This is a genomic window from Legionella maceachernii (assembly GCF_900167045.1).
GTDB lineage: Bacteria > Pseudomonadota > Gammaproteobacteria > Legionellales > Legionellaceae > Tatlockia > Tatlockia maceachernii.
On record NZ_FUXJ01000002.1, the window covers coordinates 250,849 to 276,701 of the forward strand.

Here is a 25,853-nt window from a genome sequence, read left to right on the forward strand (position 1 = left end):
GGGTAAGTTACAGCGAAGGGTGCCAGCAGAAATTAATCCTCATCATCCCAACTTAATGTCCCGCCCGCTTGATATTCGATGACGCGCGTTTCAAAGAAATTCTTCTCTTTTTTCAAGTCCATCATCTCACTCATCCAAGGGAAGGGGTTTTCTGCACCGGGGTATTGCTCGGGTAGACCAATTTGGCTGAAGCGACGGTTAGCAATAAAATGGAGGTATTCTTCAAACATTTCGGCATTCATGCCTAAAATACCATGAGGCATAGTGTCTCTTGCATATTGATATTCTAGCGCCACACCTTCTTTAATCATTTGAATCATTTCTTCTTTGAAAGCAGGGGTCCAAAGGTGGGGGTTTTCAATTTTGATTTGATTAATCACATCGATGCCAAAATTCATGTGCATGGATTCATCGCGTAAAATATATTGGAACTGCTCTGAGGTTCCTACCATTTTGTTACGTCTGCCCATGGAAAGAATTTGCGTAAAGCCCACATAGAAAAAGATACCCTCAAAAACAACGTAGAAAGCGATTAAGTCACGCAATAAGCGCTGATCATTTTCAGGGGTACCCGTATGAAAATTGGGATCGCTTAAACTTTGAGTAAAAGGAAGAGCCCACGCCGCTTTATTAGCAACTGCCGGAATCTCTCTGTACATGTTAAAAACAGCTGCTTCATCAAGCCCTAAACTTTCAATAATGTATTGATAAGCATGCGTATGCAGAGCTTCCTCGAATGCCTGACGAAGAAGATACTGACGGCATTCGGGGTTGGTAATGTGACGATAAACGGCGAGTACCAAATTATTTGCAACCAACGAATCCGCTGTAGAGAAGAAACCTAAGTTGCGCAGAATAATGAGACGCTCGTCAGCAGTCAAACCATTGGGATCTTTCCACAAAGCCACATCGGCACTCATGTTGATTTCATTAGGCATCCAATGGTTGGCACAGGCCACTAAATATTTGTCCCACGCCCATTTGTATTTAAAGGGAACCAATTGGTTTAAATCGGCACGGCAATTGATGATTTGCTTATCATCAACATGAATTCGGCCTGCACCCATTTCTAAAGATTCTAAGCCGGTTAAACCTGAAAACTCAGGTGTTTTTGTTTGTTGTTCTCGAGTAGCGCTAGACATGTATTTTCTCCTCAATTATTGGCAGGCTTCGCAATCAGGGTCAAGAATAGAACACACTTTGGGTTCTTCGATTTTGACTGCGTTAAGCGCGCCATCGGTAACGGTTGACTTCTCAGCATTACTTGCTCCTAAGCTGCGCAAGTAATACGTAGTTTTTAAACCGCGTAACCAAGCGTGTTTATACAGTTGGTCTAGTTTTTTACCGGATGGTTTTGCCATGTAAATATTAAGTGATTGAGCTTGGTCGATCCATTTTTGTCGACGAGAAGCTGCCTCAACCAACCACATTGGATCAATCTCAAAGGCAGTGGCATAGCGGGCTTTCAATTCCGCAGGGATTCGGCTGATGGGTTGTACGCTGCCATTGAAGTATTTTAAGTCATTAACCATGACCTCATCCCAAAGATTAAGCGCTTTTAAATCAGCAACCAAATGGGGGTTTACTACGGTGAATTCGCCGGATAAATTCGATTTCACATATAAGTTTTGGTAAGTTGGCTCAATGGATTGGGACACACCACAGATGTTTGAAATCGTCGCTGTAGGTGCTATGGCCATCACATTGGAGTTACGCATGCCTTGAGTACGAACCTTAACCCGTAAGCTTTCCCAATCCAGGCGCTGAGAACGATCTTGCTCAAGGTATTTATCACGAGCTTGCTGTAATAAGTTGATGGAATCAATAGGTAGAATCCCTTTACTCCATAAAGACCCCTCATAACTTGAATAATTTCCTCGCTCTTTAGCCAATTCACAAGACGCTTCGATGGCATAGTAACTGATTAATTCCATCGATTCATCGGCAAATTCAATCGCTTCCTTAGACGTGTAATCAAGCTTAAGCATGTAAAGTGCATCCTGAAATCCCATTAGCCCTAAACCCACTGGCCGGTGTTTCAAGTTTGAATTACGCGCTTGCGGGACTGAGTAATAGTTAATGTCGATGACATTATCAAGCATGCGGATTGCGGTGCGGACGGTACGCTTTAGCATTTCGCGATCAATTTTGCCTTTTTTAATGTGTGCAGGAAGGTTAATGCTCCCTAAATTACAAACTGCAATCTCCTCGGCTGAGGTATTCAGCGTAATCTCTGTACACAGGTTAGAGCTGTGAATCACGCCTGCATGTTGCTGGGGTGAACGCAAGTTGCAAGGATCTTTAAAGGTTAGCCAGGGATGCCCCGTTTCAAATAGCATGGAAAGCATACGTCGCCATAATTTAATAGCAGGGAAGGTTTTAACATTCTGAATTTGGCCGAGACGCGCTTTTTCTTCGTAAGCAATATAAAGTGCCTCAAAGGCTTTGCCATATTGGTCATGCAAATCGGGTACGTCATTGGGTGAAAACAAGGTCCAGTCACCTTCTTCATGAACACGTTTCATGAAAAGATCAGGAATCCACAGGGCCGTATTCATGTCATGGGTGCGACGTCGATCATCACCTGTGTTTTTACGGAGTTCGAGGAATTCTTCAACATCTCGATGCCAGCATTCAAGATAAGCACAAACAGCACCTTTACGCTTACCCCCTTGGTTAACAGCCACTGCCGTTGCATCAGCCACATTTAAGAAGGGAACGACCCCTTGTGATTTACCATTGGTGCCCTTGATATGTGCACCCATCGCACGCACAGGTGTCCAGTCATTGCCTAATCCACCGGCAAATTTGGATAATAAAGCGTTATCCTTAATTGCACTGTAAATACCATCGAGATCGTCGGGTACAGTCGTCAAGTAACAGCTTGATAACTGTGGTCTTACGGTACCTGAATTGAAAAGAGTAGGCGTTGAAGACATGTAATCAAAAGAGGAGAGAAGCAAGTAGAATTCAATGGCCTTCTCCTCACGATGTTGTTCACGAATAGCAAGTCCCATCGCCACACGCATGAAAAATGCTTGAGGTAATTCGTAACGAACCCCATGCTCATGAAGAAAATAGCGATCATAGAGGGTCTGTAAGCTTAAGTAAGTAAATTTCATATCACGTTGAGGTAACAACGCTTTAGCAAGCTTATCTAAATCAAATTCACCTAAGCGATGATCAAGCAAACCTTGGGCAATACCATGTGCAATATACGCTTTAAAATAAGTGGGATAGAGCGCAGCCATTTCATCAAAGGTTGCTTCTGCTTGTATATTTAATTTGCTTAATGCTTCGGAGCGCAGGTTATCTAACAACAAGCGAGCGCTGACGTAAGTGTAGTTAGGCTCTTTTTCAACCATCGTCCGCGCAGACATGATCAGCGCCTTATGCACATCTTCTAATTTGGCTTGATTATAGAGATTACGAAGTGCATCTTTAATTACAGGTTCTGCGGTGACATTTTCCAATTCACGACATGCCTCAGCAACGATAGTATTCACACGCGCCATATCAAGCGGTGCCAATTCACCATCGGGCATGGTGATTAGCAAGGCCTTAGAATCACTGGCTTGTTGCTTTAGGCTGGCTTCACGCGCCTTGCGATGTTCTTCACGATAAAGGACATAAGCACGCGCAATTTTGTATTCACCATTACGCATTAACGCCAGTTCGACTTGGTCTTGAATATCCTCAATATGGAGAGTGCCTCCACTGGGAAGTCGGCGCTTAAACGTTTGAGTAATTTGTTGAGTGATTTCTTCAACACGCTGATGGATACGGTTGGAGGCCGCAGCATTTCCCCCTTCTTCCGCAATATAGGCTTTAGTAATGGCCACTTTAATCTTGCTGTCGTCATAAGGGACAACTTTGCCATTGCGCTTAATGGTTTTCAAGGAACCTGGGGCATTAGCGGTCAATTCCAGTTGACTTGTTTGCGATACATCTTTTACCGGCTCTAGAATCTCAGACATATTTTCTCCACGAAGGTGTTGTTATAACTCATTTCATTCCATGAAAGGAGGAGCGTCATACCAAAAACTGATTCTCATATCTTAAGTATAGCTTACCAAAAACACAATATATTGTGATTAAAAAATTTTTAATCCTATATATTGTGTTTTTAAGCTGAGGTCAAGGGAATAAATTTGGGAAAACCTGTGGATAATTTGTGGAGTTTTTATGATTTTAAAAATCAAGGTATATTAATTTACCACATTGTAGCTACTTAGTAAGTTCGAACAACCTCATTTCAAATGACGGTCAAGCATCTTTTCAATTAAGAATAGGGTACGCGTTAGTGATGTTTTCTTACAATCACTGCATCGCTTACATTAGAAAAACCGTGGACTTCGAGTTGAAAAGAACCTACTTTAGCGTGTAATTGACTTGAGCTACCTCCATCAAGATTAAGGGCATTTTCACAATTAAGTGGCTGTGCTTTCATAATTTGAGCTAATTCCGTGGTAGATAAAGGCAAATTATCAGTAACTAAAAGGATGACACGACCATCATGAGTAATGCATAAAGCCGAGCGCTCAGCCCTTCCTGGTTTTAGAGGTGGAATGCGATTGTTAATTAATAATCTTGGACCGCTTTGAATCGCAAAATCAATTTGGCTGCTAGGACGATATTGACTAATGTTGGTTAAATAAGCCTTTTGATTTTTAATATAAAAAATTCCCCACCAACTGATATTTTTGGCAGGACTGTGCTGTCGCTTATCATAAATTCTTAAGCCAAGTGGTTTGTAATTATTATCAAAGAATCCGCCATTTATCGCCAATAATGCGTTGCTGTGTTGTGCATATTCATCAACCGAAGCATGCTCACGCGATAACTCTTTGGCAGAGATGAGTGATAATTCATTCTCTTTTAAATCAATGCGGAAGGCATGGATATGTGACCAAGGGGTAAGGAAATTGCCATCCAGATCTTGATACTCAATGCCGGGTGCAAGTGTTCGCCAGTCTTCCGCGCAGTAGATATAAGTTGCGGAAAGCAATAATAAGACAGTCATAAAAATTTGGAAGACGCGGGTCAGCCATTTTAAAGAAACAATGGTTTGCCTGGGCATATTAATCTTGTATCCTTATAACAAACTTGATAGCGGCAGAACCACCATGCGAACATTACCGGAAAATAACAATAGAGTAGTAACTAAGTCAACCAAGAATTTAGCTGAATTAATGCAAGACGTTTTAGCTCGAGCACGTGCTAAAGGAGCAACCGATGCAATGGTTTCTGTAAATCATGATAGCGGTTATTCTGTTGATGTGCGAATGGGCGAAGTTGAAACAGTGGCTTTTAGTGAAGATAAAGGAGTGAGCTTAGTTGTTTATATCGGGCATCGAAAAGGGGGGGCGAGCAGCACAGACACTTCCTCTGCGGCCCTGGATACACTGGTTAATGCAGCGTACGATATTGCCCGCGTGAGTGCTGAAGATCCTTGCTTTGGCCTCGCTGACCGCGAATTAATGACCAACCATTATCCTGATTTGGATCTTTTTCATCCTTGGGAGATTGAGCCTCCACAAGCCATAGAGCAAGCATTAAGCTGTGAAGCGCAAGCATTATCGTTAGATAAACGCATTTCTAACTCAGACGGGGTTAATTTTTCGACTTATCAGTTTTGCCATGGGTTTGCAAATACTTATGGGGGTGAAGGAATTATCCAAAGTACCCGCCACAGTATAAGCTGTTCGCTGATTGCAAAAAAAGGCAAATCGATGCAGCGCGATTATGACTACACCACTGCAAGAAATCCCAATCAACTAGCCTCCTTAGAGTTGCTAGCAAGAACTGCCGTTGAAAGAACAACGAGCCGGTTAGGCGCTAAAAAAATAAAAACTCAAAAAGTGCCAGTTCTGTTTTCATCACGCGTTTCTAGTAGTCTTTTTTCAAGTTTTATTAGCGCAATTAATGGGGCTAATTTATATCGCAAAAATTCGTTTTTATTGGATTCCATTGGGCAGCAAGTATTTCCCAACGCATTTAAAATTTATGAGCAGCCGTATCTTCTGGGTGCTTTAGGGAGCTCTCCTTTTGACGGTGAAGGCGTGCCCACCCGAAATAATATTTTTGTCGAGGACGGTAGAATTCATCAATACGTTTTAGGCAGTTATTCAGCCCGTCGATTAGGGTTAAAAACAACGGCTAATAGTGGTGGTGTTTTTAATTTAACAATTGATTCTAATGCTGGTGATTTACAAGAATTACTGCAAAAAATGGATAAAGGTTTACTGGTCACCGAATTAATGGGGCAGGGTGTCAATGGGCTAACGGGTGATTATTCGCGTGGGGCAGCGGGATTTTGGGTCGAAAACGGCAAAATCCAATACCCAGTTGAAGAAATAACCATCGCCAGCAATTTGAAGGATATGTTTAAAGCCATCACGGCGGTGGGTAATGATATAAATCCTAATATTTCCACACGTTGTGGTTCGGTGTTGATCGAAGAAATGATGGTGGCAGGGCATTGAGGGCTACGTTACAGGCTTAAACCTTTTCCACGTCCCGCAGACAATCGGTGAAACGGGACGCGAAGAAGGCGTATTATGCTATTTAGATTGTAGTCTGGGGATGCAGCGTAATGAGGAATCTACACCACGAAACCCGGTGCTTCACCTCGGCTACCACATTCAATATAAAGACCTGGGCTGTTAACCTTTATCGCGAAAAATAATACGTCCTTTAGTTAAGTCATAAGGAGTTAACTCCACCTTTACTTTATCACCGGTAAGGATGCGAATGTAATTTTTTCGCATGCGGCCAGAAATATGGGCTGTTACAATATGGCCGTTTTCCAATTCCACGCGAAACATGGTGTTTGGAAGGGTATCAATAACTGTACCCAGCATCTCAATGTGATCTTCTTTTGCCATGAGTCTCTCAAAAAAATAGTCCGAAGAAATCGCAGATAGTGCACTAAATTAGAGAAAATGGCAATGGCGTATCAACGGGAGTCATTTTATTCACGAAGAAGCGCTCCAAAGGCCCGGCTGAGTAGGATGATTTAACGTTTTTTCTAAAAGATGAAGGAATTTGCGCCGAGGCATGACTTCCGCACCAAGACTTTGTAAATGCGTCGTTGGTAATTGGCAATCAATAAAATCAAATTGCCAGGACATCAATGTCAGACAAAGATAATATAAGGCCATTTTGGAGGCATCTCTCTGACAATGAAACATTGACTCACCAAAAAAGGCATGGCCAAGACTGAGCCCATATAATCCCCCCACGAGCTTTTGTTCGGACCATATTTCAAAAGAATGCGCATACCCCATGATGTGCAGAGCCGTGTAAGCGTCTTGCATTTCGTCCGTTATCCAAGTGTGGTTTGTTCGGCCTCCTAATTGTGCACAAGAAGAAATGACTTCAGTAAAAGCCTTATCAATGGTGAATAAATGGGGTTTTTTCAATGATTGTTTTAAGCTGCGGGATAATTTGAAGTGATTGGGTTTTAAAATAAGTCTAGGATCAGGTGACCACCAGAGAATAGGGCTACCAGGTTCAAACCAAGGGAAAATACCTTGTTTGTAGGCGGATAAGAGACGCTGTGGCGCTAAATCGCCCCCAATGGCAACTAACCCATAAGCGTCACTTTGTTCAGGGTTTGGAAAGCTTAAATCATCCTGTGCCAGTAATCTTGGAGGGGAAATGGTCAATCTCCTTCTACATTAATGGCTGAGCAGGTTGAGCCTTGGCTCAACATTGGACTCTGCTTAAACCGGTTGTTTTGTTGGCTAAGGCCCAGCCCCTGTCATCTTAGGTTTTGCGGAGGATTCCCGAACCTGGTGTCAGTAATGGTTATTGAGAGCAAGCATCTAAATATTTTTCTGCATCTAAAGCAGCCATACAGCCAAAGCCGGCTGAAGTAATGGCCTGTCGATACACATGATCAGCAACATCACCGCAAGCGAAAACCCCGGGAATCGTTGTTGCAGTAGCCATGCCATTTAACCCAGAATTGATAAGCAAATACCCGTCCTGCATTTCGAGCTGGCCTCTAAATAGCGCCGTATTGGGATCATGACCAATTGCAATGAAAACGCCATCAAAGCTCAGTTCTTGCGTGCTGTGATCGAGGACATTCTGCACACGCACGCCGGTGACTTTCATTCCATCACCAAGCACTTCCTCAATCACATGATGCCATAGCAATTTAATATTGCCTGCTTGTGCTTTTTCAAACAATTTATCCTGCAAAATTTTCTCAGAACGCAAAGTATCGCGGCGATGAATAAGCGTCACTGAAGAAGCAATGTTTGATAAATAAAGGGCTTCTTCAACGGCGGTATTTCCGCCACCCACAACGCAAACTGCTTTATTGCGGTAAAAAAAGCCATCGCAGGTTGCGCAAGCGGAGACGCCGCGTCCTTGATAAGCTTTTTCTGATTCCAATCCTAAATAACGCGCTGAAGCTCCGGTAGCAATGATTAAAGCATCACAGGTGTATGTTTCGCTGTCGCCTTGTAATTTAAAAGGACGCTGTTGCAAATCCGCGTTGACAATATGATCAAAGATAATTTTCGTCTCGAAGCGTTCTGCATGTTGTTGCATGCGTTCCATTAACACTGGCCCTAGCAAACCTTGCACATCACCTGGCCAATTATCCACGTCGGTTGTAGTGGTCAATTGTCCACCGGGTTGCATGCCAGTGATGAGGACAGGATTCAAATTGGCTCGAGCCGCATAAACAGCAGCAGTATATCCAGCAGGGCCTGAGCCAAGAATTATTAAGCGATGGTGATTGCTTTTGCTCATTATCTCTGCCTTCCTCATTAATTGTGTTAAGATCGCCGATATTATACCCAAGAAACTTTAAAATGCTATTTTTGGTCTAGCATTTTGAAAGATCACGGGTATATGCCAAAATAGCACACATTTAAATACCTATGGGGAAACAACAAGTGGGTAAACAGGCAAAAAATTCGAAGAAAAACTTGCCCCCTTTTTTTATCAAACGGATAAGTGAAGGGAGTTTTATCCTCATTGCTGCCTGTGCTTTGTTTGTTTTACTGTCCTTAAGTAGTTACGAATTAAGTGATCCCAGTTGGTCGCATGTGAATAAAGCAAACTCCGAAGTGGCTAATGCGGGAGGGCAGGTCGGGGCCTATATCGCTGATACATTTTACTTCATGTTTGGTTATTTTGCTTTTCTTTTACCCGTATGCATTGCCTACATTGCCTGGCTCGTTCTAAAAGATCATCGCGCTTTAAAAATGGTAAATAAATCCGCAATTGGCTTAAGGGCTAGCGGTTTAATTTTTTTAATGATTGGTGGTTGTGGTTTATTAAGCTTAGAGCCACAAATTGAGCCATTGGATGCCTATCATAATGCGGGTGGTGTGCTCGGCAGCTTTGTTTCTGAGGGATTTGAATATGCTTTAAATATGCAGGGAGCAACGTTGCTTTTATTCGCTATTCTCTTAGTAGGAATAACCCTGTTAACTGGGCTGTCGTGGATTCTTGCTGTTGAATCGCTCGGTTCTTATGCGTTAGCTTTTTGCCATTGGATCATACGCAACGTCATTGCTAGCTCTCGCCTAATTAGGGCCAAAATAAAGCGTAATAAAAAACCTGAACAGCCAAAAATTACACATAAGTCAGAGCCGAAACTTCCTGGCATTAAAAAAGAAAACACGATTAATCCTGCGAAAGAAAAAGCAGTACCCCTATTAATACCCACTGGCAACACGGAAACAATGACTCCTGCTGTTGTCCCTGTCATCATGCCAACGATTGCACCACCGGCAATAGCTCCTACCGCACCTGTCTTAAAGCCTGCAAAAGAGAGTGTGAAAGAAATTCGGACACCGAAAGTTTCCTCTCAAGCAGTGGGCAGCTTACCCTCCTTAAGCCTGCTGGATAAAGGACAACCTGGAAAAGCAATGGGAGGATATACGCATCAAGAGTTAGAGTCTTTGTCACGTGAAGTTGAGCAGCATTTGTTGGATTTTGGTATTCAAGCGGATGTGGTTGCTGTACATCCTGGGCCGGTTATTACGCGATTTGAATTGCAGTTAGCAGCAGGTATTAAAGTCTCAAAACTTTCCGCATTGGCAAAAGACTTGGCACGCTCTTTATCCGTGACCAGTGTGCGAGTGGTGGAGGTGATTCCAGGAAAAACGGTAGTTGGTTTGGAGTTACCCAATCAGCATCGAGATATGGTTCGCCTATCTGAAGTGCTCTCGGCAGACGTGTACCAACAAGCTCACTCTCCACTTACCTTAGCATTAGGGGTGGATATCGCGGGTCATCCAATGGTAGTCGACTTAGCAAAAATGCCGCATTTACTTGTTGCAGGAACAACGGGTTCCGGAAAATCGGTTGGTATTAATGCGATGATTCTAAGCCTTTTATTTAAGTCTACGCCTCAAGAAGTGCGATTAATTATGGTCGATCCCAAAATGCTGGAGTTATCCGTTTACGACGGTATACCGCATTTGCTAACTCCCGTTGTCACTGACATGAAAGAGGCGGCCTCTGCATTGCGTTGGTGTGTAGGGGAAATGGAGAGACGGTACCGTTTGATGGCATCGCTCGGGGTACGAAATCTAGCAGGATTTAATGCAAAAATTACGGAATCGGCAGCAAGAGGGGAACCATTACTTGATCCTTTATGGAAGCCAATAGACTCCATGAGTGAGGTTGCACCTGAATTACAGCCATTGCCTTATATCGTAGTCGTTATCGATGAATTAGCAGATATGATGATGGTAGTGGGTAAGAAAGTAGAGCAGCTCATTGCCCGTATAGCACAGAAAGCGCGCGCAGCAGGTATCCACTTGATCTTAGCAACACAACGGCCTTCGGTGGATGTATTAACGGGATTAATTAAGTCAAATATTCCCACGCGAATATCCTTTCAGGTTTCTTCGAAAATTGATTCTCGCACTATCCTTGATCAACAAGGTGCTGAGCAATTATTAGGACATGGGGATATGTTGTATTTAGCCCCTGGAAGTGGAGCGCCATTACGTGTGCATGGCGCCTTTGTGGATGATAAAGAAGTGCATCGCATTGCTGATGATTGGCGTGCACGCGGTGAACCTGAATACATTGATGAAATCACTAAAATTATTAATGACGGTGAGGGGAGTGGGTTTGGTGACGAAGGAGGACCAGACACCGAGGAGGCTGATCCGCTTTATGATCAAGCGGTGGAGTTTGTCATTCAAACAAGAAAAGCGAGCATTTCAGCAGTGCAGCGCCGTTTAAAAATAGGGTATAACCGCGCAGCGCGTTTAATCGAAGAAATGGAGCGAACGGGTATTGTTGGGCCTTTAGACGGGGGCTTTAGAGATGTATTGGTGTCTACAGTAACAGAGGATTAAAAATGAGAAAAGTTGTCCTATTCCTATTTATTATATTTACTCACGCTGCTTTTTGCGAATCCGCTGCAGACACTTTGCAAGCCAAACTCAATGCGATGCGCAGCTTAACGGCGAATTTTAAGCAAATTGTGAAAACCAGAGAACGAGAAATATCCCGTTCCTCAGGTACCATGGCATTAGAGCGCCCTGGCCGTTTTCGTTGGCAAACGAAAGAGCCGATGGAGCAGCTCGTTGTGGCCGATGGACAAAAAATATGGGTTTATGACGTTGATTTAGAGCAAGTGACTGTAAAAAAACAGGATGCGGGCTTAGAAGGCACAGCTGCATTATTTTTAAGTGGTTACGATAACACGGTGACACGCGATTTTGAGGTGAGTGAAAAAATTTCTGGGGCACAGCAAGCTTATGATTTGCGCTCTAAATCCAATAAAGCCAATTTTCAACGGCTTAAATTAATTTTTACACAAAATGAATTGAGTACCATCGAAATGTTTGATCAACTAGGCCAACATACCATTGTTTATCTATCCAATGTCAAAGCTAACCCTAAAGTGGCAACCAGCTTATTTCAATTTAAGCCTCCTAAGGGGACAGACGTGGTTCAACAATGAGTCTCTTTGACACCCAGCCAAAAGCGCCTCTGGCCGAATTATTGCGACCAAAGCATTGGGACGAGGTGATTGGCCAAGATCATCTGCTTGGTGAGGGAAAGCCGTTAAGACTCACCTTTGAGTCAGGGAAACCGCATTCCATGATTTTATGGGGGCCGCCAGGTACGGGCAAAACCACGTTAGCTCGTTTAAGCGCTAATGCATTTGATTGTGAATGGATTGCGCTCTCAGCCGTTTTTTCCGGAGTTAAAGACATTCGTGCTGCAGTAGAACAAGCAAAACATTATCTTAGCCAACAAAGGCATACTCTTTTGTTTATTGATGAAATTCATCGATTTAATAAATCGCAACAGGATGCGCTTCTTCCATACACGGAGTCTGGTCTTATTACATTTATTGGTGCTACCACTGAAAATCCTTCTTTTGAAGTCAATTCAGCATTACTTTCTCGGGCACAAGTCTATGTGTTAAAACCTTTAAATGAGGAAGATTTAAAGCAATTATTAGCACGTGCTCAAAAGCAAGCACTCGCGCATTTGCAGTTTAATGGAGAAGCGATTGAACATCTTGTGCATTATGCGGATGGCGATGCGCGTCGATTGCTTAATTTATTAGAACAAGTTGACACAGCAGCTCAGGCGCAAGGGCAAACAAAAATCACTGTCGAACTTATCCGCAATGCCTTAAGCCCAGCGAGCCGTCGTTTTGACAAGGGCGGAGAAAATTTTTACGACCAAATTTCTGCTTTACATAAATCGGTTCGTGGCTCCAATCCTAATGCTGCGCTTTATTGGCTATGTCGAATGTTGGATGGTGGTGTGGATCCACTTTATCTTGCGCGTCGAATTATACGAATGGCATGGGAAGATATTGGTCTTGCCGATCCGAGAGCGATGCAATTGACTAACGATGCTGCTGCGACCTATGAACGTCTCGGTTCACCGGAAGGAGAGCTTGCATTAGGACAAGCAGTCATTTATCTGGCCATGGCCCCTAAGAGTAATGCGGGTTATGTGGCATTCAATAAGGCAATGGCTTTTGTAAAACAGGATAAATCCCGTGAAGTCCCTATCCATTTACGCAACGCACCGACAAAATTAATGAAAGATCTTGGCTACGGACACACCTACCGTTATGCACACGATGAGCCTCATGCTTATGCTGCCGGCGAAAATTACCTGCCTGAAGGAATGAAAGAACCGAGGTGGTATGAACCGGTGTCCCGTGGGCTAGAAGTCAAAATTGCCGAAAAAATGGCATTTTTGCGAAAGTTGGATGAAGAAGCGAGTAAAAAATAAATTGGTTTTGAAGGTTAACAGACCCTAGGCTTTCCTACTATAGAGGGAGGCGTGAAGCCCCGGGCTTTCTCTTTTTGTTCCCCACGTTAATGCATGACGCAACATTATCAAGTTTTTACAACCATAAATTTATGCAACAAAGGTCATTTTTGTTGTGAATCGTGGCTTCCTTTCTTAGCTATTTTTAATTTTTAGCAACATGGATTCCAACGTGAGTCCTGGGCCAAACGCGCAGCTAAAAATTGTTTTATTGTGATCAACATGTGGCTTAATGTCATCCCAAATGCGCTTTAGGACAAACAAGATTGTCGCAGAGGACATATTGCCGAAATGGCGTAAAATTTCGTAGGAATAAGTGATTTTTTGTTTTGAAATAGCGAGAGCTTCCTCACAAGCTTGCAAAATCTTTATACCCCCGGGATGAATCGCGTAAATGTCTATCATGTTAGGGGTAAGTTTATTTTGGGTGATTAGATTGTTAGCGAACTGCGCTATTCCTGATTTAATGGCTTGGGGTACATAAGACGTGAGCACCATATCAAAACCATGATCACCAATGTGCCATGCCATTTCTTTTGCACTTTGAGGCAACAAATCGCAATGAAATGTTTCCAAGCGAAAATATTGACCTTGCTGAGGCTCAGCTTCTACAAGTGCACAGCTTGCACCGTCGGCAAAAATGGCGTTGGAAATGAGATTATCTAAATCTTGTTTATGCTGAAGATGAATCGTGCATAATTCAACACAAACCACTAAGACTTTGGCATTTTTATCCGCTTTGCAAAAAGCGTCGGCAGTCTTTATGCCATTGAAGGCAGCATAACAACCCATGAAATGAATCGCAGTGCGTTTAACGTTCGTATTAAGGTTTAATGTCTGAATGATCTCAATATCCATGCCAGGAGCGTACATGCCTGTGCAGCTGATTGTCACTAAATGAGTAATTTGCTGTCGATCAAAATGAGGTTTATTAATAAGGCAATCTTCTATCGCTGCCAAAGCTAAATGAAGTGCATTTTTGCGATAAATTTCCATCCTGATGGAGGTACTTGGATAGCTCGCGGCAGGCGTGTTGGGGATGAAAGTAAATTGATGTATGGTCTCACTTGAATCGGCCAATACGCTGTAACGACTTTCAATGCCTGATGAATTGTAGATGGATTTAAGCAGTCTTTTTTTCGCAAGATTGAGATTTAATAAATTGGCTAAAATGTCTGCGATGTTTTTTTGATTGTATTTATAAGCAGGATTAGCTGTACCAATTGCAGTAATTGCTGTTGTCATTATTAAATCCGTATCCCTGGTTATTTGGTGTTGCTAATTCAATCAATCTCATTTTCTAATTTATGACGTCCATTGGGCGTCATTTTTCGATACGCGAAAGCAAAGAGAGGCGGGCTTATCGAAAGAATAACGATGCCATAAATGACAAGTGAGAAATTGTCCTTAATGAAAGGCAATGAACCTAAAAAATAGCCGAAACCGAGCAAACTACCTATCCAAAGCAATGCGCTGGTAATGTTGTAGAGTGAAAAAGAATAAATACCCATGTATCCAATCCCCGCCACAAAAGGGGCAAAGGTTCGAATAATGGGAATAAAACGAGCAAGAATAATCGTTTTTCCGCCGTGTTTTTCATAAAACTGGTGCGTTTCAATGAGATGCTTTTTGTTAAATAACCAGGACGATTCAGCTGAGAAGACGCGCGGTCCAATGACGCGACCGATAAAATAATTTAATTGGTTGCCAAGTATTGAAGCTCCAATAAGCAAGAGAAGAAGAAGTATGATATTAAGCGGCGTAGCAGGCTGTGCGGCAATACTGCCAGCAACAAAAAGTAAAGAGTCACCCGGAAGAAAGGGGGTGACGACTAAGCCTGTCTCACAAAAAATGATGAGGAATAAGACTAAATAGGTCCATGTCCCATAAGTGCTAACAAAATTGAGTAAATAATTGTCGATATGTAAAATAAAATTCAATAATTGATGTAAATTTTCCATGAGCTGAATACTTCTTTAGTTTCCAAACTTATCTTTGTCTATAAATGATAGCAATGATTCTGGCCTATGGATATTGATTAGTAAAAATTGAATAAAATAATTTATCGAAGAGATTGTAAAAAGAATTGTTTTAAAAAAGAATGTCATTTTATACGCTGCATTTAAGTACTGATTCAATGGATTTTTTAATGGATGAAATCAGAGGGTAGCGCAGGAAGCGCGAGTGATTTCAATGAAAGAGTAGGGTTAATCCTTACGCAATACACGTGTAATGCTCCAATTAATTTCGAAAGATTGGTTAGAGAAACGCCAAATTCCGTAACTGAAATCGATGTGACCTCACTTGAGAAGATTTTTTAATACTCTGAACAAAGGAGCATGACAATGTTCAAACCAATTGCTAGGAAAATCGTTTACTTTTTCGTGTTATTTACCCTTCTGAGTCACTCCACTGCCAAAACAAACGCGTTCAATCCATTAACCCAAATCGATCATTTTTTAGGAAAAAAAATAGTGATATCGGCGGAAGTCAATAAAAATGAATTGCCTTCGCCTTATGATTTTTTACTGACTCAACATCTCATGACGATTGGCGTGGAACAATATTATCATCGTACACCAGAAATACAGTCTATTCACATTACTAAAAACCCCAAAGCAAATACCTATTCACGGGTGGTCACGCTGTTAATTGACCGAGATCGGGCACGGAATAATGTAAAAATTGCACAAATGAAACAGGACACCTTAGCGGTGGAGTTAGCTTTTATAACCATTAATTTCAATGCATTGCCTCAAAAAGTAATCAATGCTGTGCTCAATACCCAAGTCCCTTTTGGAAAGCTTTTAGCCACAAATAAGATAGAGACATTGAATATTAATCGGCATTATTTTTCGGCGCAGTGCAATGAGGTTATTGCAAAATATATTTCTTGTAACAAGAATGCAGTTATCTATGGTCGTACCAACACAATAATCAGAAAAAAAGATAAACAATGGCTCGCGCAGGTCGTTGAAATTTTATCAGGCGCGAAATGTGGGGATAAAGATTGTCAATGGATATACCCGTGATCTTTCAAAATGCTATGTTTTGGGCAACTTGATTTTTTTGGCTGGGATTATTTTAAAAACGAGTAATAGCAAGCCCTATTGCGAGGTTTTAAAATAATCCCAGGCGGAAAAAGCAATAGACCAAAAATAGCATTTTGAAAGATCACGGGTATATAAGTAAAGAGAGATGAACAAGGGAAGACTGATGGGGCGGTTGAGCCTTGGCACAATTAAATTTACGATAGCCCTGTTCTAAGACGCATTTGCATATGGACTAATTGGCTGATTCTATTTATATTTTAGCATAGGTCAGATTTACTAGAACATTTAAGGGCCATAAATGCAGTGTACGGAAGTGCCTTTGAAAAAAACACTGGGCGACGTCAATTTGCCAGAACGTGATATCTTAGCTAATTTGCCTTGTGGTCTAGTAGTGCTGAATGCTCAAGGCCATATTCTTTGGTTAAATGCTGCAGCCGAGGAGTTGCTAGGAACCGGGCTGCAAGGGCTCGCTTGGCGAAAAGTGATTCGTACGGCTTTTTCTCCTCGGGAAGATGATGGCCATGAAGTCTCCTTGACCGATGGGCGTAGAGTTCATGTGGCTCTTTCCTCGCTCAATAGTCTGCCAGGTCAATTAGTGATACTTACCGATTTGACGGTCACACGAGCTTATGAACAAGCAAGAGCCCACAAAGGCCGTTTAGCCGCTATCGGGAGAATGACAGCTCAATTAGCTCATCAAATCAGGACTCCACTTTCATCAGCAATCTTGTACACTGAACATTTGGCGAATGTCTCTTTTGTTGATCCGCGCTATGCTCAATGGATAGCGAAATTGCAGGGTTGTCATAGCAGCATTGAGAAACAGATACGTGATCTTCTGCTGTTTGCTAAAGGGGAATCATTAGAATCTGTCCCGACTTCCATGCACGATTGGTGCGAGCAATTGCTTGAAAGAGCGCAGCCGCTCGTGCAAGCCGAATCAGCAAGATTCATGGTTGAGAATCAACTTAACGACACGGTAATATCGTTACATCGTGAATCATTAATCGGAGCTGTGTTAAATTTAATTATTAATGCTTTGCAAGCGCAAGCAAATTGCATTAGCCTGATGGTTAAGGAAAACGAACAGGGAGGGTTGCAATTAAAGATTGTTGATAATGGTATAGGTATGTCTAATGAAGTTAAGGCTCAAGCGTTTTCGCCTTTCTTCACAACAAAAGCGCAAGGAACAGGGTTAGGGCTTGCTGTAGTATACGCAGTAGTAGAAGCACACGGTGGAGAGGTATTATTAGATTCTTCACCAGGTAAAGGGAGTTGTATCACGATTAATCTACCAGGATAATGAGGTAAAGCCTCTGGATTTTATGGGTAAATTTAGGATAATGAAATTTAAACAAAGGACTTGGTTATGAGTGATGTATTAATTGTTGAAGACGATCCCGTTTTACGCGAAGCACTTGCAGAAACAATGAATCTTGCGGGGCATTCTTATTTGGCAGCAAGAGATGGTAAAGAAGCACTTGCCATGCTTGAACGCCATAGTCCTGCTATTGTCTTAAGCGATATCCGCATGGATGAAATGGATGGCCAGCAGTTACTTGCTGAAATACAGCGCCGTAATCCGGGTGTGCCTGTCATTCTCATGACAGCACATGGTTCAGTTGAGGATGCTGTCGCTGCGATGCGCCATGGGGCAGTGGATTACCTGCAAAAGCCTTTCAGTGCTCATGCATTAACTGAAAAAATAAATCGCTATATTAAACCTGCTTTAACCGAAGATGATAACCAACCGGTCGCCCAAGATCCGAAAAGCCAAGCGTTGCTGTCGATGGCATTGAAGGTGGCGCAATCGGATGTGGGTGTCATGATCAGTGGTGAAAGCGGTACTGGAAAAGAGGTTTTAGCTCATTTTATTCACGATCATTCACCACGCAAAAATCATCCTTTCATTGCCATTAATTGCGCTGCGATTCCTGAGCAAATGTTAGAAGCGACCTTATTTGGCTATGAGAAAGGCGCATTTACAGGTGCTTATAAATCGACCCCGGGTAAATTTGAACAGGCTCAAGGAGGTACACTGTTACTCGATGAGGTCAGCGAGATGAGTTTAGCTTTGCAAGCTAAGTTGTTACGAGTATTGCAAGAAAAAGAAGTCGAACGCATTGGAGCTAACAAACTGATTAATCTTGATGTTCGTGTTTTAGCGACATCGAACAGGAAATTACTGGAAGAAGTAAAAGCGGGACGTTTTCGCGAAGATTTGTATTATCGGCTCAATGTTTTTCCTTTACACTGGTTACCTCTGCGTGAACGGCAGTGCGATATCATTCCTTTGGCGAATTATTTGATACGCCGTCACTGCCAAAATCACTATCCTTTAATCCCTTCGCTGAGCGAAGAGGCGAAAATTGCACTTTTAGAATACAGTTGGCCGGGTAATGCACGTGAGCTGGACAATGTGATACAGCGCGCTTTGGTGCTACAAACCAACGGTATTATCGAAGTGTCTCATCTTCAGCTTCCTTCAGTGGAAATAGAAGAGGTGGAAGCAAAGACACACAAAATCATGAGTCAAACGAGCAATAGAAATAAAGAAGACAATAAAGACGTCAATCGTTTGAAAAATCATGAGTTTGATTTGATTGAGCAAACGCTGAACGAGCATCAAGGGAATCGCCAACAAGTTGCGGCAATGCTAGGAATTAGTGAGCGTACATTACGTTATAAATTGGCGAAGATGCGAAAAGAAGGGTATGCGGTTTAATGAGGTGTTGAAGTAGGCTGCCTGATTACAAGCAAGGAGATTTTGTAACGGATCTTATGCGACAGTTAATACGGTCGCTTTATTAAACCCAATGCCCTTAATGGCGGCGATAGCCAGTATTAGCTTGCTCAATCAACTTGCAAAGACGGCTGAACAGTATTAATATTAACCCCTTTTATCAAGTTTTGAACCTGCTTAAGGATGAGTTAAAAGGGGTTCAGTGAGGAAACCCAAGGATTCTTCGTTTATTGCATTTACGGGCTTTAAAGGAGCAAACAACCCGTTCAACGGCAGCGGATTTACTTCGTGCGGGAACAGTTCCTTGCAAGCAAAATCTGAACAAGATGCTGTAAAACGGCTAATCGGGCGTGTTGAACAACAAGAAAATATCAAGAAAGAACGCGCAGAACAAAAGGAAAGTGATGAGTATGCGCAAAAGCAGTGGTATAGTAAAAACTCTGCTACCTATTCGACGAAGCACAGTGAGTAAATTGTTAAAACGATGCTGGATGTCTCTGGCTTTTTTAATTATTACCGCGGCGGTCATTTCCAGTCTTTTTCGTGCATTAACCCCTTGGGCAAAGCAATATAAGGCAGAAGTTGAACATCATTTATCCCTAATGCTTGGTGAAACTGTCACCATCAGTACGATGGAAACGGGCTGGTATTGGTTTGAACCGGTTATTAAATTAAACAAAGTGATCATTTCTGATGGTAAGCAGGAAGTCCTTAAATTACATCGATTGCTTGTAGGAATTAATTTATTGAGCTCTCTTTGGCATTGGCAAATCCAACCAGGAGTGCTTTTTATCGATGACTTGCACTTAAGCCTGCGTCAAACCAATAAGGGTTGGGATGTTGAGGGTATTGACGGATACGAGGAACCCAAGATGAGCTGGGAGTCAGCTAAACCCATCCTTGCTTGGGTATTAGCTCAACAAAAAATCATTATTAAGAATCTTTCAGCCCAACTCTATATGCAAGATGGAACCGTTATTCCGCTGAGCGAACTTAATCTCAATGTTGCTAATCATTCTGGACACTACCGGATTCGAGGTAGAGGAAGTCTTGCGCAAACTGCAGCCACGAATTTTCAGTTGCTTGCTGATTTGAGTTTAGACCCCTATGCATTGGATAAGACAGATGGTCATGTTTTTTTCTCGATTCAGCATTTATTACCCGCCCAATGGCAAGGGTTTGTTAATCCTTCGCGTTTTCAATTATTAGGTGGTAAAGGGGATGTTCAATTATGGGTTGATCTCGCTCAAGGGCAACTGCAAAATATTCAATCGAGATTTCGAATTCGCAATTTAGCTTGGGTTGATAAAGTCACTCAAAAAAATCAACTCATCCCTGTCTTGAAAGCCAACTTAGCGTGGAAACCTATCCAGAAAGGTTGGGAACTCACCGGCAATAAAATTCATTTACGTTTGGGGGATACTCCTTGGCCTGAGAATAAGTTGTTGCTTCGCTACGAAAACAAGCAGGACACTTATTTCGTCTATGTACAAAATATCTTACTTGAATCCCTCTTGTCCTCTTCACTTCCCTGGCCGCAATCACTCATGCCCCTCGTGGCAATGAAGCCGCATGGTGAATTACAGGATACTCAAATTCAGATTAATCAAGGTAAACTGAGTTCTGTGCTTACTTATTTTTCAGGTTTAGGATGGCGAGCCAAAGCGACATCGCCTGGAGTAGATAATCTTTCTGGAACAGTTCATTGGCAGCCCAATGAAGGCAACTTAGAGCTAGTAGGCGCGAATGTTGTATTGGCCCAAAAAAATCAGCCAGCAATGACTTTTTCTGCATTGAATGCTTCATTTAATTGGCAAACATTAAGAGAAGGGTTGCGAGTGAGTATGGATCATTTAGTGCTCAACCACTCCAATCTGCTATTAAGCTTAAAAGGTGTTTTGGATAAAGTGAATGCCAATTCTTCAGGGCTACTCAATCTCACAGGCGAATTTTCCGCAACCGATGCGCAACATTTATTACCTTATTTGCCATCCAAGCACCTTAAAGCGAAATTAGATGCTTGGCTTAAACATGACATTAAGCGTATCAGTAAAGCGCAAGGTAAAATCAGCGTGAATGGACCACTGGCGGATTTTCCTTTTGATAAACAACCAGGCGAGTTTTCAATTAAAAGCCATTTAACTGGAGTCGATTTAGTTTTTGCGCCCAAATGGCCAGTGACAAAAAATATTGAAGCTTATTTGCAAGTGGATAAACGACTTTTAGATGCTGACATTATTAATGCGGATTTGAAAAACATAAAAATCAAGCAGGGCAATGTGCGAGTGACCGATTTAGGGTTAGACAAAGAATTATTGCTCATTCATAGTAAATTGCGTACCTCAGGCGAAAAAGCCTTAACTTACGTCATGAATTCGCCCTTACGGCAAAAATTATCGGCTTTGAACATGCTAAAAATACAAGGCTTGCTTGATTTAGATTTCAGATTAGAAGCACCGCTTTATCCTGAGAATGACACCATTTTAGTCCTTGGAGATATTGATTTTAAAAATAACACGGTTCATGTTCATCACAGCATGGATGATGTGGAATTAAATCATCTCACCGGCAACTTACAATTTAATCAGGAAGGGGTTCTGGGCAGTGGTTTGAGGGCATTGATTTTAAATAATCCGACTAATTTAATGATCCAATCTGTGCATAAGCCAGTACCTTATACCCAAGTCAACATTTCTGGGGAAGCGACAATTGATGTGCTTAACAAAAAATTTAATCTACCCATCCTCTCTTTGATGAGGGGGGCGGTACAGATGGATGGGGTGTTAAAGTTAACAGATGATCCCAATGACTTGGATCACCTTCAAGTGAAAACGTCTTTAGTTGGGTTAAGTATTGATTTACCCCCTCCCTTTGGTAAAGCAGTTGAGACCAAAATGCCTCTCACGGTGAATATTGACTTTAACCCCAAAAAGGCAGTCAGGTTACGATTTAATTATGATAATCAACTAAGCAGTGATTTATGGTTTTCCCGACCTAGTGACGTTTTTAAATTACAAAAGGGAGAAATACGGATAGGCAGCGGGGAGGCCAAAGAGAAAAAGCAAGAGGGGCTTCAATTAGTGGGGGTATTGCCTTATTTCGAATTGGATCAATGGATCAAGACAAAAGCGAAATTACCCGAGTTAACCGGCAATAGCACTTTGATTGATTCGTTAAACTTGATTGATATCAAACTGCATAAAACCAAAATATGGAAGGAAAAATATGACGAATTGGCGTTTAAAGCCGCAAAACTTAATGGCGGCGATTGGGTCATTCATTTAGATCAAGCGGCTTTAGCCGCTCATTTACGCTATAAACCGTCATCAAACACATTAACCGGTCAATTTGATAAATTAAAACTTGAAAGTAAACCCGCTGAATCCCAACCGGTAGCGACCGGAGTGAAGTCGACCTTGAAACCAACCGATTTGCCCAATCTAAATTTACACATTGCCTCTTTTCAGTTAGGGGCTTTAGATTTAGGGGATGTCAGTTTAAAAGCGAGATCTAAACCCAATCGCTGGCAGCTTGACTATTGCGAAATAAAATCCCCTTCTTATTGGCTCACCGCAAAAGGGGAATGGAAACAAGAAGGCAAAGCAAACACAACCCACTTGCAAGCGGATCTGCATATCAACGATTTAGCATCAAGCTTGCAGCGATGGAAAATGAGCCCAGCCGTTGAAGCACAAAAAGGTGAATTGCGATTCCAAGGGGGGTGGCCTGGGGCCTTATCTGAATTTTCATTGGCAAAAATAAACGGTGAGTTAGCGATTAATTTTAAGGACGGGCGCATTACTAATTTGAGCCATGAAACAGAAGAAAAACTCGGATTAGGCAAGTTATTAAGTATCCTAAGTTTACAAACTATACCGCGACGTCTTAAATTAGACTTCAGCGATTTAGCCAAAGGAGGGTACAGTTTTGATCAGTTTCAAGGAAGCTTTAACATTACTAATGGGGTTATGACCACGCAAGATAGTTTTATTGATGGGCCTGTTGCTCATGCTTCAATGAAAGGAAATTTAGACATTGCTAATCAGAGGTATAATGTAGATCTAAAAATTTCGCCGCACATTACTGCAAGTTTACCCGTAGTAGCAACCATTGCAGGAGGTCCTGTAGCCGGTTTTGCGACTTGGGTAGCAAGTAAAATCATTAATCAGGGTATGCAAAAAATTAGTGGCTACTCTTATAAAGTTTCAGGCCCATGGAAGCAACCTACCGTGGAAGAAGTCAGTATTATAAAAAAGCGATTAGCCGCCTATAGAGATCGTTATCGTACGGTTTGAGGTTACTGCCAAGAGTCGGAGGTCCCTCGCGTTTGCTCGGGATGACAGTTGTGTTGTCGTCCTGAGTGAAGCGAAGGACCTCCTTAGTGAGATTACTGCCAAGAGTCGGAGGTCCCTCGCGTTTGCTCGGGATGACAGTTGTGTTGTCGTCCTGAGCGAAGCGAAGGACCTCCTTAGTGAGATTACTGCCAAGAGTCGGAGGTCCCTCGCGTTTGCTCGGGATGACAGTTGTGTTGTCGTCCTGAGCGAAGCGAAGGACCTCCTTAGTGAGGTTATTGCCAAGAATCGGGAGGTCCCTCGCTTTTGCTCGGGATAACAGCGGTTTTGTCGTCCCGAACGAAGTGAGGGACCTCCTGGGTGGTTACTGTCAAGGAGTGGAGGAGGTCCTTATTTCCGCTCAGATGGACATGGTTAAAAATCATTTTGACATAGGATATAGGTATGTGGGAGGCGCTCTTTAAGTGTTATTGGGAAGTTGCAATTTTAAAAAAGAGTCCAGAGAATACCCCTTACTCCCCATTTTTGTTAAGCATCGCCTCCTTTTTATTTTTTTTGCTGATTCTTTTACAATGGTATCTTGCGGATCTTAAGCAGGTGTTTAATCCTGCTATTTCCATTTTAGCCGCCTTAACTCTGCTCTGTTCCTATTTTGCTTATACCTATATCCTATTAAAAATTTACCACAAAACAAATCGTACTTTACAAACCTTGACAGCACTTTTGGTTTGCCACATGATAGTTCATTTTTTTGCATTCCCTTTATTGTTTATGACGCCGTTTCTTATAAAAGGCGATATTAATCAAGGGGTTGTTCTTTTTTTAGGTGTTTTATATTTAATTCTGACTTTTTTGCTCACTATTTGGCAATTTCTAGTGACAATTCATATTTACAAACGCGCTTTGGAAGTGGATTATGTAGGTGCTGCGCTAGCAAGTTTTGGACTATTGGCTTGCAATATTTTAACCGTTTCATTTTGGCAATGAGAGTTGATTATGCATTTACACATTTTAGGTATTGGCGGAACATTCATGAGTGCTCTAGCTATATTAGCAAGAGAAGCGGGATTTAAAGTCACTGGTTGTGATGCGAATTGTTACCCTCCTGTTAGTGATCTCTTGCGCGCTAAACAAATTGAATGGACCGAAGGTTACGAAGACACCACTCAGGCTTTAAAAGCGGATTGTGTGATTGTCGGTAATGCAATTAAAAGAGGAATGCCAGTGGTCGAAGCAGTCCTTAATGCAGGCAAAAACTACACGTCTGGGCCTCAATGGTTAGCAGAAAATATATTAACTCGCTATCGGGTCTTGGCTGTTTCAGGGACTCATGGTAAGACCACAACAACCTCAATGCTGGCTTTCATCTTAGAACAAGCTGGTAAACAACCTGGATTTCTTATTGGCGGCGTAGCGCCGAATTTTAATACGAGTGCGTATTTGGGGCAGGGGGAGTGGTTTGTGATTGAAGCGGATGAGTATGATTCTGCTTTTTTTGATAAACGCCCTAAACTCATGCATTATCGACCTGAAGTGGCTATTTTAAATAACTTAGAATTTGATCATGCCGATATTTATGCCGACCTTCCCGCGATTCAACAACAGTTTCACTATTATTTGAAAACCATCCCAAATAAAGGCATTGTGATTAAACCACGCGATGATGCGGCTTTAAATGAAGTGCTGGAACGAGGGGTTTTTTCCGTTGTGGAGGATCTTGCTTTTGATGGAGAGGCGGTTTGGCGAGCTGAATTACTTAGCGAAAATGGCCAAGCTTTTCGCATTTGGCATAAAGGAAAAGCAGTGGCAGAGGTGAATTGGCCATTGATCGGGCGATTTAATGTTGAAAATGGGCTTGCGGCAATAGCCGCCAGTGCACATGCAGGTGTTGATATCGATGTCGCTGCAAGCGCTTTAGCTGAATTTAAACCGGTTAAACGACGTTTGGAAGTCAAATCCAATCGTCATGGCATTACCATTTATGATGATTTCGCCCACCACCCAACCGCAATAACCAAAACGGTTGCTGCCTTGAAAGAAAGTGGCCGACATAAGCGTATCTTTGCCGTGTTAGAATTTGCTTCTTATACAATGAAAACCGGCGTTCATGCCACAGCGATGGCTAAAGCGTTAGCACCTGTGGATGGTGCGTATGTGCTTCAACCTCAGTTTGATTTAGAAAAGGTAGCAAAAGATTGGACTTGCCCCAACGAAGTATTTCCTAATACTGCAGGCATTATTGATGCGGTTGTTGCTAAAGTTCAGCCTGGAGATGCGGTGTTGGTCATGTCAAACCGGGGGTTTGATAATATTCATCAACAGCTAGTCGCTGCTGTGGATACGCGCTTTGGTAGTTGACAGTCTCCCGACTCTTGGCAGTAACTCCATCCAGGAAATCCCTCACTACGTTCGGGACGACAACACCACCGTCATCCTGAGCAAAGCGAAGGACCTCCCGACTCTTGGCAGTAACCC

Annotated in this window: 19 protein-coding genes; 11 read left to right on the forward strand and 8 right to left on the reverse strand. The window is 42.3% G+C overall.

Going from position 1 to position 25,853, the window contains the following annotated elements:
• Positions 1-32 precede the first annotated feature (32 nt).
• The 3 genes from B5D33_RS01100 to B5D33_RS01110 form a co-directional block, all read right to left on the reverse strand.
• Positions 33-1,142: a ribonucleotide-diphosphate reductase subunit beta gene (locus tag B5D33_RS01100; RefSeq protein WP_058452470.1), complete on the reverse strand. Its 1,110-nt coding sequence runs from the start codon at positions 1,140-1,142 to the stop codon at positions 33-35.
• A gap of 15 nt (positions 1,143-1,157) precedes the next feature.
• A complete protein-coding gene (locus B5D33_RS01105) occupies positions 1,158-3,977 on the reverse strand; it encodes a ribonucleoside-diphosphate reductase subunit alpha (protein WP_058452471.1) in 2,820 nt (939 codons plus the stop codon).
• A gap of 323 nt (positions 3,978-4,300) precedes the next feature.
• Positions 4,301-5,080: a phosphodiester glycosidase family protein gene (locus tag B5D33_RS01110; protein ID WP_058452472.1), complete on the reverse strand. Its 780-nt coding sequence runs from the start codon at positions 5,078-5,080 to the stop codon at positions 4,301-4,303.
• Positions 5,081-5,126: 46 nt separating this feature from the next.
• Between B5D33_RS01110 and pmbA the strand changes: the two genes are divergently transcribed.
• Positions 5,127-6,485, forward strand: coding sequence for a metalloprotease PmbA (gene pmbA / locus B5D33_RS01115; protein WP_058452572.1), 1,359 nt, complete (start codon positions 5,127-5,129; stop codon positions 6,483-6,485).
• A 180-nt stretch (positions 6,486-6,665) separates the two neighbouring features.
• Here the strand turns inward: pmbA and infA are convergent, their stop codons facing one another.
• The 3 genes from infA to trxB all read right to left on the reverse strand — a co-directional run bounded on the left by infA (position 6,666) and on the right by trxB (position 8,769).
• On the reverse strand, positions 6,666-6,887 hold the full coding sequence (gene infA, locus B5D33_RS01120) for a translation initiation factor IF-1 (RefSeq protein ID WP_045098844.1): 222 nt from the start codon (positions 6,885-6,887) through the stop codon (positions 6,666-6,668).
• Positions 6,888-6,977: 90 nt separating this feature from the next.
• On the reverse strand, positions 6,978-7,646 hold the full coding sequence (gene aat / locus B5D33_RS01125) for a leucyl/phenylalanyl-tRNA--protein transferase (RefSeq protein WP_058452573.1): 669 nt from the start codon (positions 7,644-7,646) through the stop codon (positions 6,978-6,980).
• A 166-nt stretch (positions 7,647-7,812) separates the two neighbouring features.
• Entirely contained in the window at positions 7,813-8,769 is a 957-nt protein-coding gene (trxB, locus tag B5D33_RS01130) for a thioredoxin-disulfide reductase (RefSeq protein WP_058452473.1), read from the reverse strand.
• Between the two features lie 131 nt (positions 8,770-8,900).
• Between trxB and B5D33_RS01135 the strand changes: the two genes are divergently transcribed.
• Genes B5D33_RS01135 through B5D33_RS01145 form a run of 3 tightly spaced genes read left to right on the forward strand, consistent with a single transcriptional unit; the run spans position 8,901 to position 13,251 of the window.
• Entirely contained in the window at positions 8,901-11,342 is a 2,442-nt protein-coding gene (locus tag B5D33_RS01135; protein ID WP_058452474.1) for a DNA translocase FtsK, read from the forward strand.
• A 2-nt stretch (positions 11,343-11,344) separates the two neighbouring features.
• Positions 11,345-11,953 (forward strand): outer membrane lipoprotein periplasmic chaperone LolA, encoded by a 609-nt coding sequence (gene lolA / locus B5D33_RS01140; protein ID WP_058452475.1) that lies wholly within the window; start codon positions 11,345-11,347, stop codon positions 11,951-11,953.
• The gene (locus tag B5D33_RS01145) at positions 11,950-13,251 is read left to right on the forward strand and encodes a replication-associated recombination protein A (RefSeq protein ID WP_058452476.1); all 1,302 of its coding nucleotides are present in this window, start codon (positions 11,950-11,952) and stop codon (positions 13,249-13,251) included. Before lolA ends, B5D33_RS01145 begins: the two co-directional genes overlap by 4 nt.
• Before the next feature lie 174 nt (positions 13,252-13,425).
• On the opposite strand, the gene B5D33_RS01150 is transcribed toward B5D33_RS01145, so the two are convergent.
• Both B5D33_RS01150 and B5D33_RS01155 read right to left on the reverse strand, forming a co-directional pair.
• Complete coding sequence (locus B5D33_RS01150) at positions 13,426-14,535, reverse strand: type III polyketide synthase (protein ID WP_058452477.1); 1,110 nt, start codon at positions 14,533-14,535, stop codon at positions 13,426-13,428.
• A gap of 38 nt (positions 14,536-14,573) precedes the next feature.
• Complete coding sequence (locus B5D33_RS01155) at positions 14,574-15,251, reverse strand: DedA family protein (protein WP_058452478.1); 678 nt, start codon at positions 15,249-15,251, stop codon at positions 14,574-14,576.
• A 384-nt stretch (positions 15,252-15,635) separates the two neighbouring features.
• Here B5D33_RS01155 and B5D33_RS01160 point away from each other — a divergent pair, with 384 nt between their 5' ends.
• The 7 genes from B5D33_RS01160 to mpl all read left to right on the forward strand — a co-directional run bounded on the left by B5D33_RS01160 (position 15,636) and on the right by mpl (position 25,736).
• Positions 15,636-16,322, forward strand: a complete 687-nt coding sequence (locus B5D33_RS01160; protein ID WP_234802423.1) for a hypothetical protein — start codon at positions 15,636-15,638, stop codon at positions 16,320-16,322.
• Positions 16,323-16,662: 340 nt separating this feature from the next.
• Positions 16,663-17,646, forward strand: coding sequence for a sensor histidine kinase (locus B5D33_RS01165; RefSeq protein ID WP_234802424.1), 984 nt, complete (start codon positions 16,663-16,665; stop codon positions 17,644-17,646).
• Between the two features lie 66 nt (positions 17,647-17,712).
• Positions 17,713-19,068 carry a sigma-54-dependent transcriptional regulator gene (locus tag B5D33_RS01170; protein ID WP_058452480.1) on the forward strand — a complete coding sequence of 452 codons (1,356 nt, stop codon included), beginning with the start codon at positions 17,713-17,715 and terminating at the stop codon, positions 19,066-19,068.
• Positions 19,069-19,390: 322 nt separating this feature from the next.
• A complete protein-coding gene (locus B5D33_RS16720) occupies positions 19,391-19,558 on the forward strand; it encodes a hypothetical protein (RefSeq protein ID WP_207385584.1) in 168 nt (55 codons plus the stop codon).
• Positions 19,551-23,381 carry a YhdP family protein gene (locus B5D33_RS01180; protein ID WP_214608088.1) on the forward strand — a complete coding sequence of 1,277 codons (3,831 nt, stop codon included), beginning with the start codon at positions 19,551-19,553 and terminating at the stop codon, positions 23,379-23,381. Before B5D33_RS16720 ends, B5D33_RS01180 begins: the two co-directional genes overlap by 8 nt.
• Before the next feature lie 441 nt (positions 23,382-23,822).
• A complete protein-coding gene (locus tag B5D33_RS01190) occupies positions 23,823-24,365 on the forward strand; it encodes a hypothetical protein (RefSeq protein WP_058452483.1) in 543 nt (180 codons plus the stop codon).
• Between the two features lie 3 nt (positions 24,366-24,368).
• Positions 24,369-25,736 carry a UDP-N-acetylmuramate:L-alanyl-gamma-D-glutamyl-meso-diaminopimelate ligase gene (mpl, locus tag B5D33_RS01195; protein ID WP_234802425.1) on the forward strand — a complete coding sequence of 456 codons (1,368 nt, stop codon included), beginning with the start codon at positions 24,369-24,371 and terminating at the stop codon, positions 25,734-25,736.
• Positions 25,737-25,853: the final 117 nt, after the last annotated feature.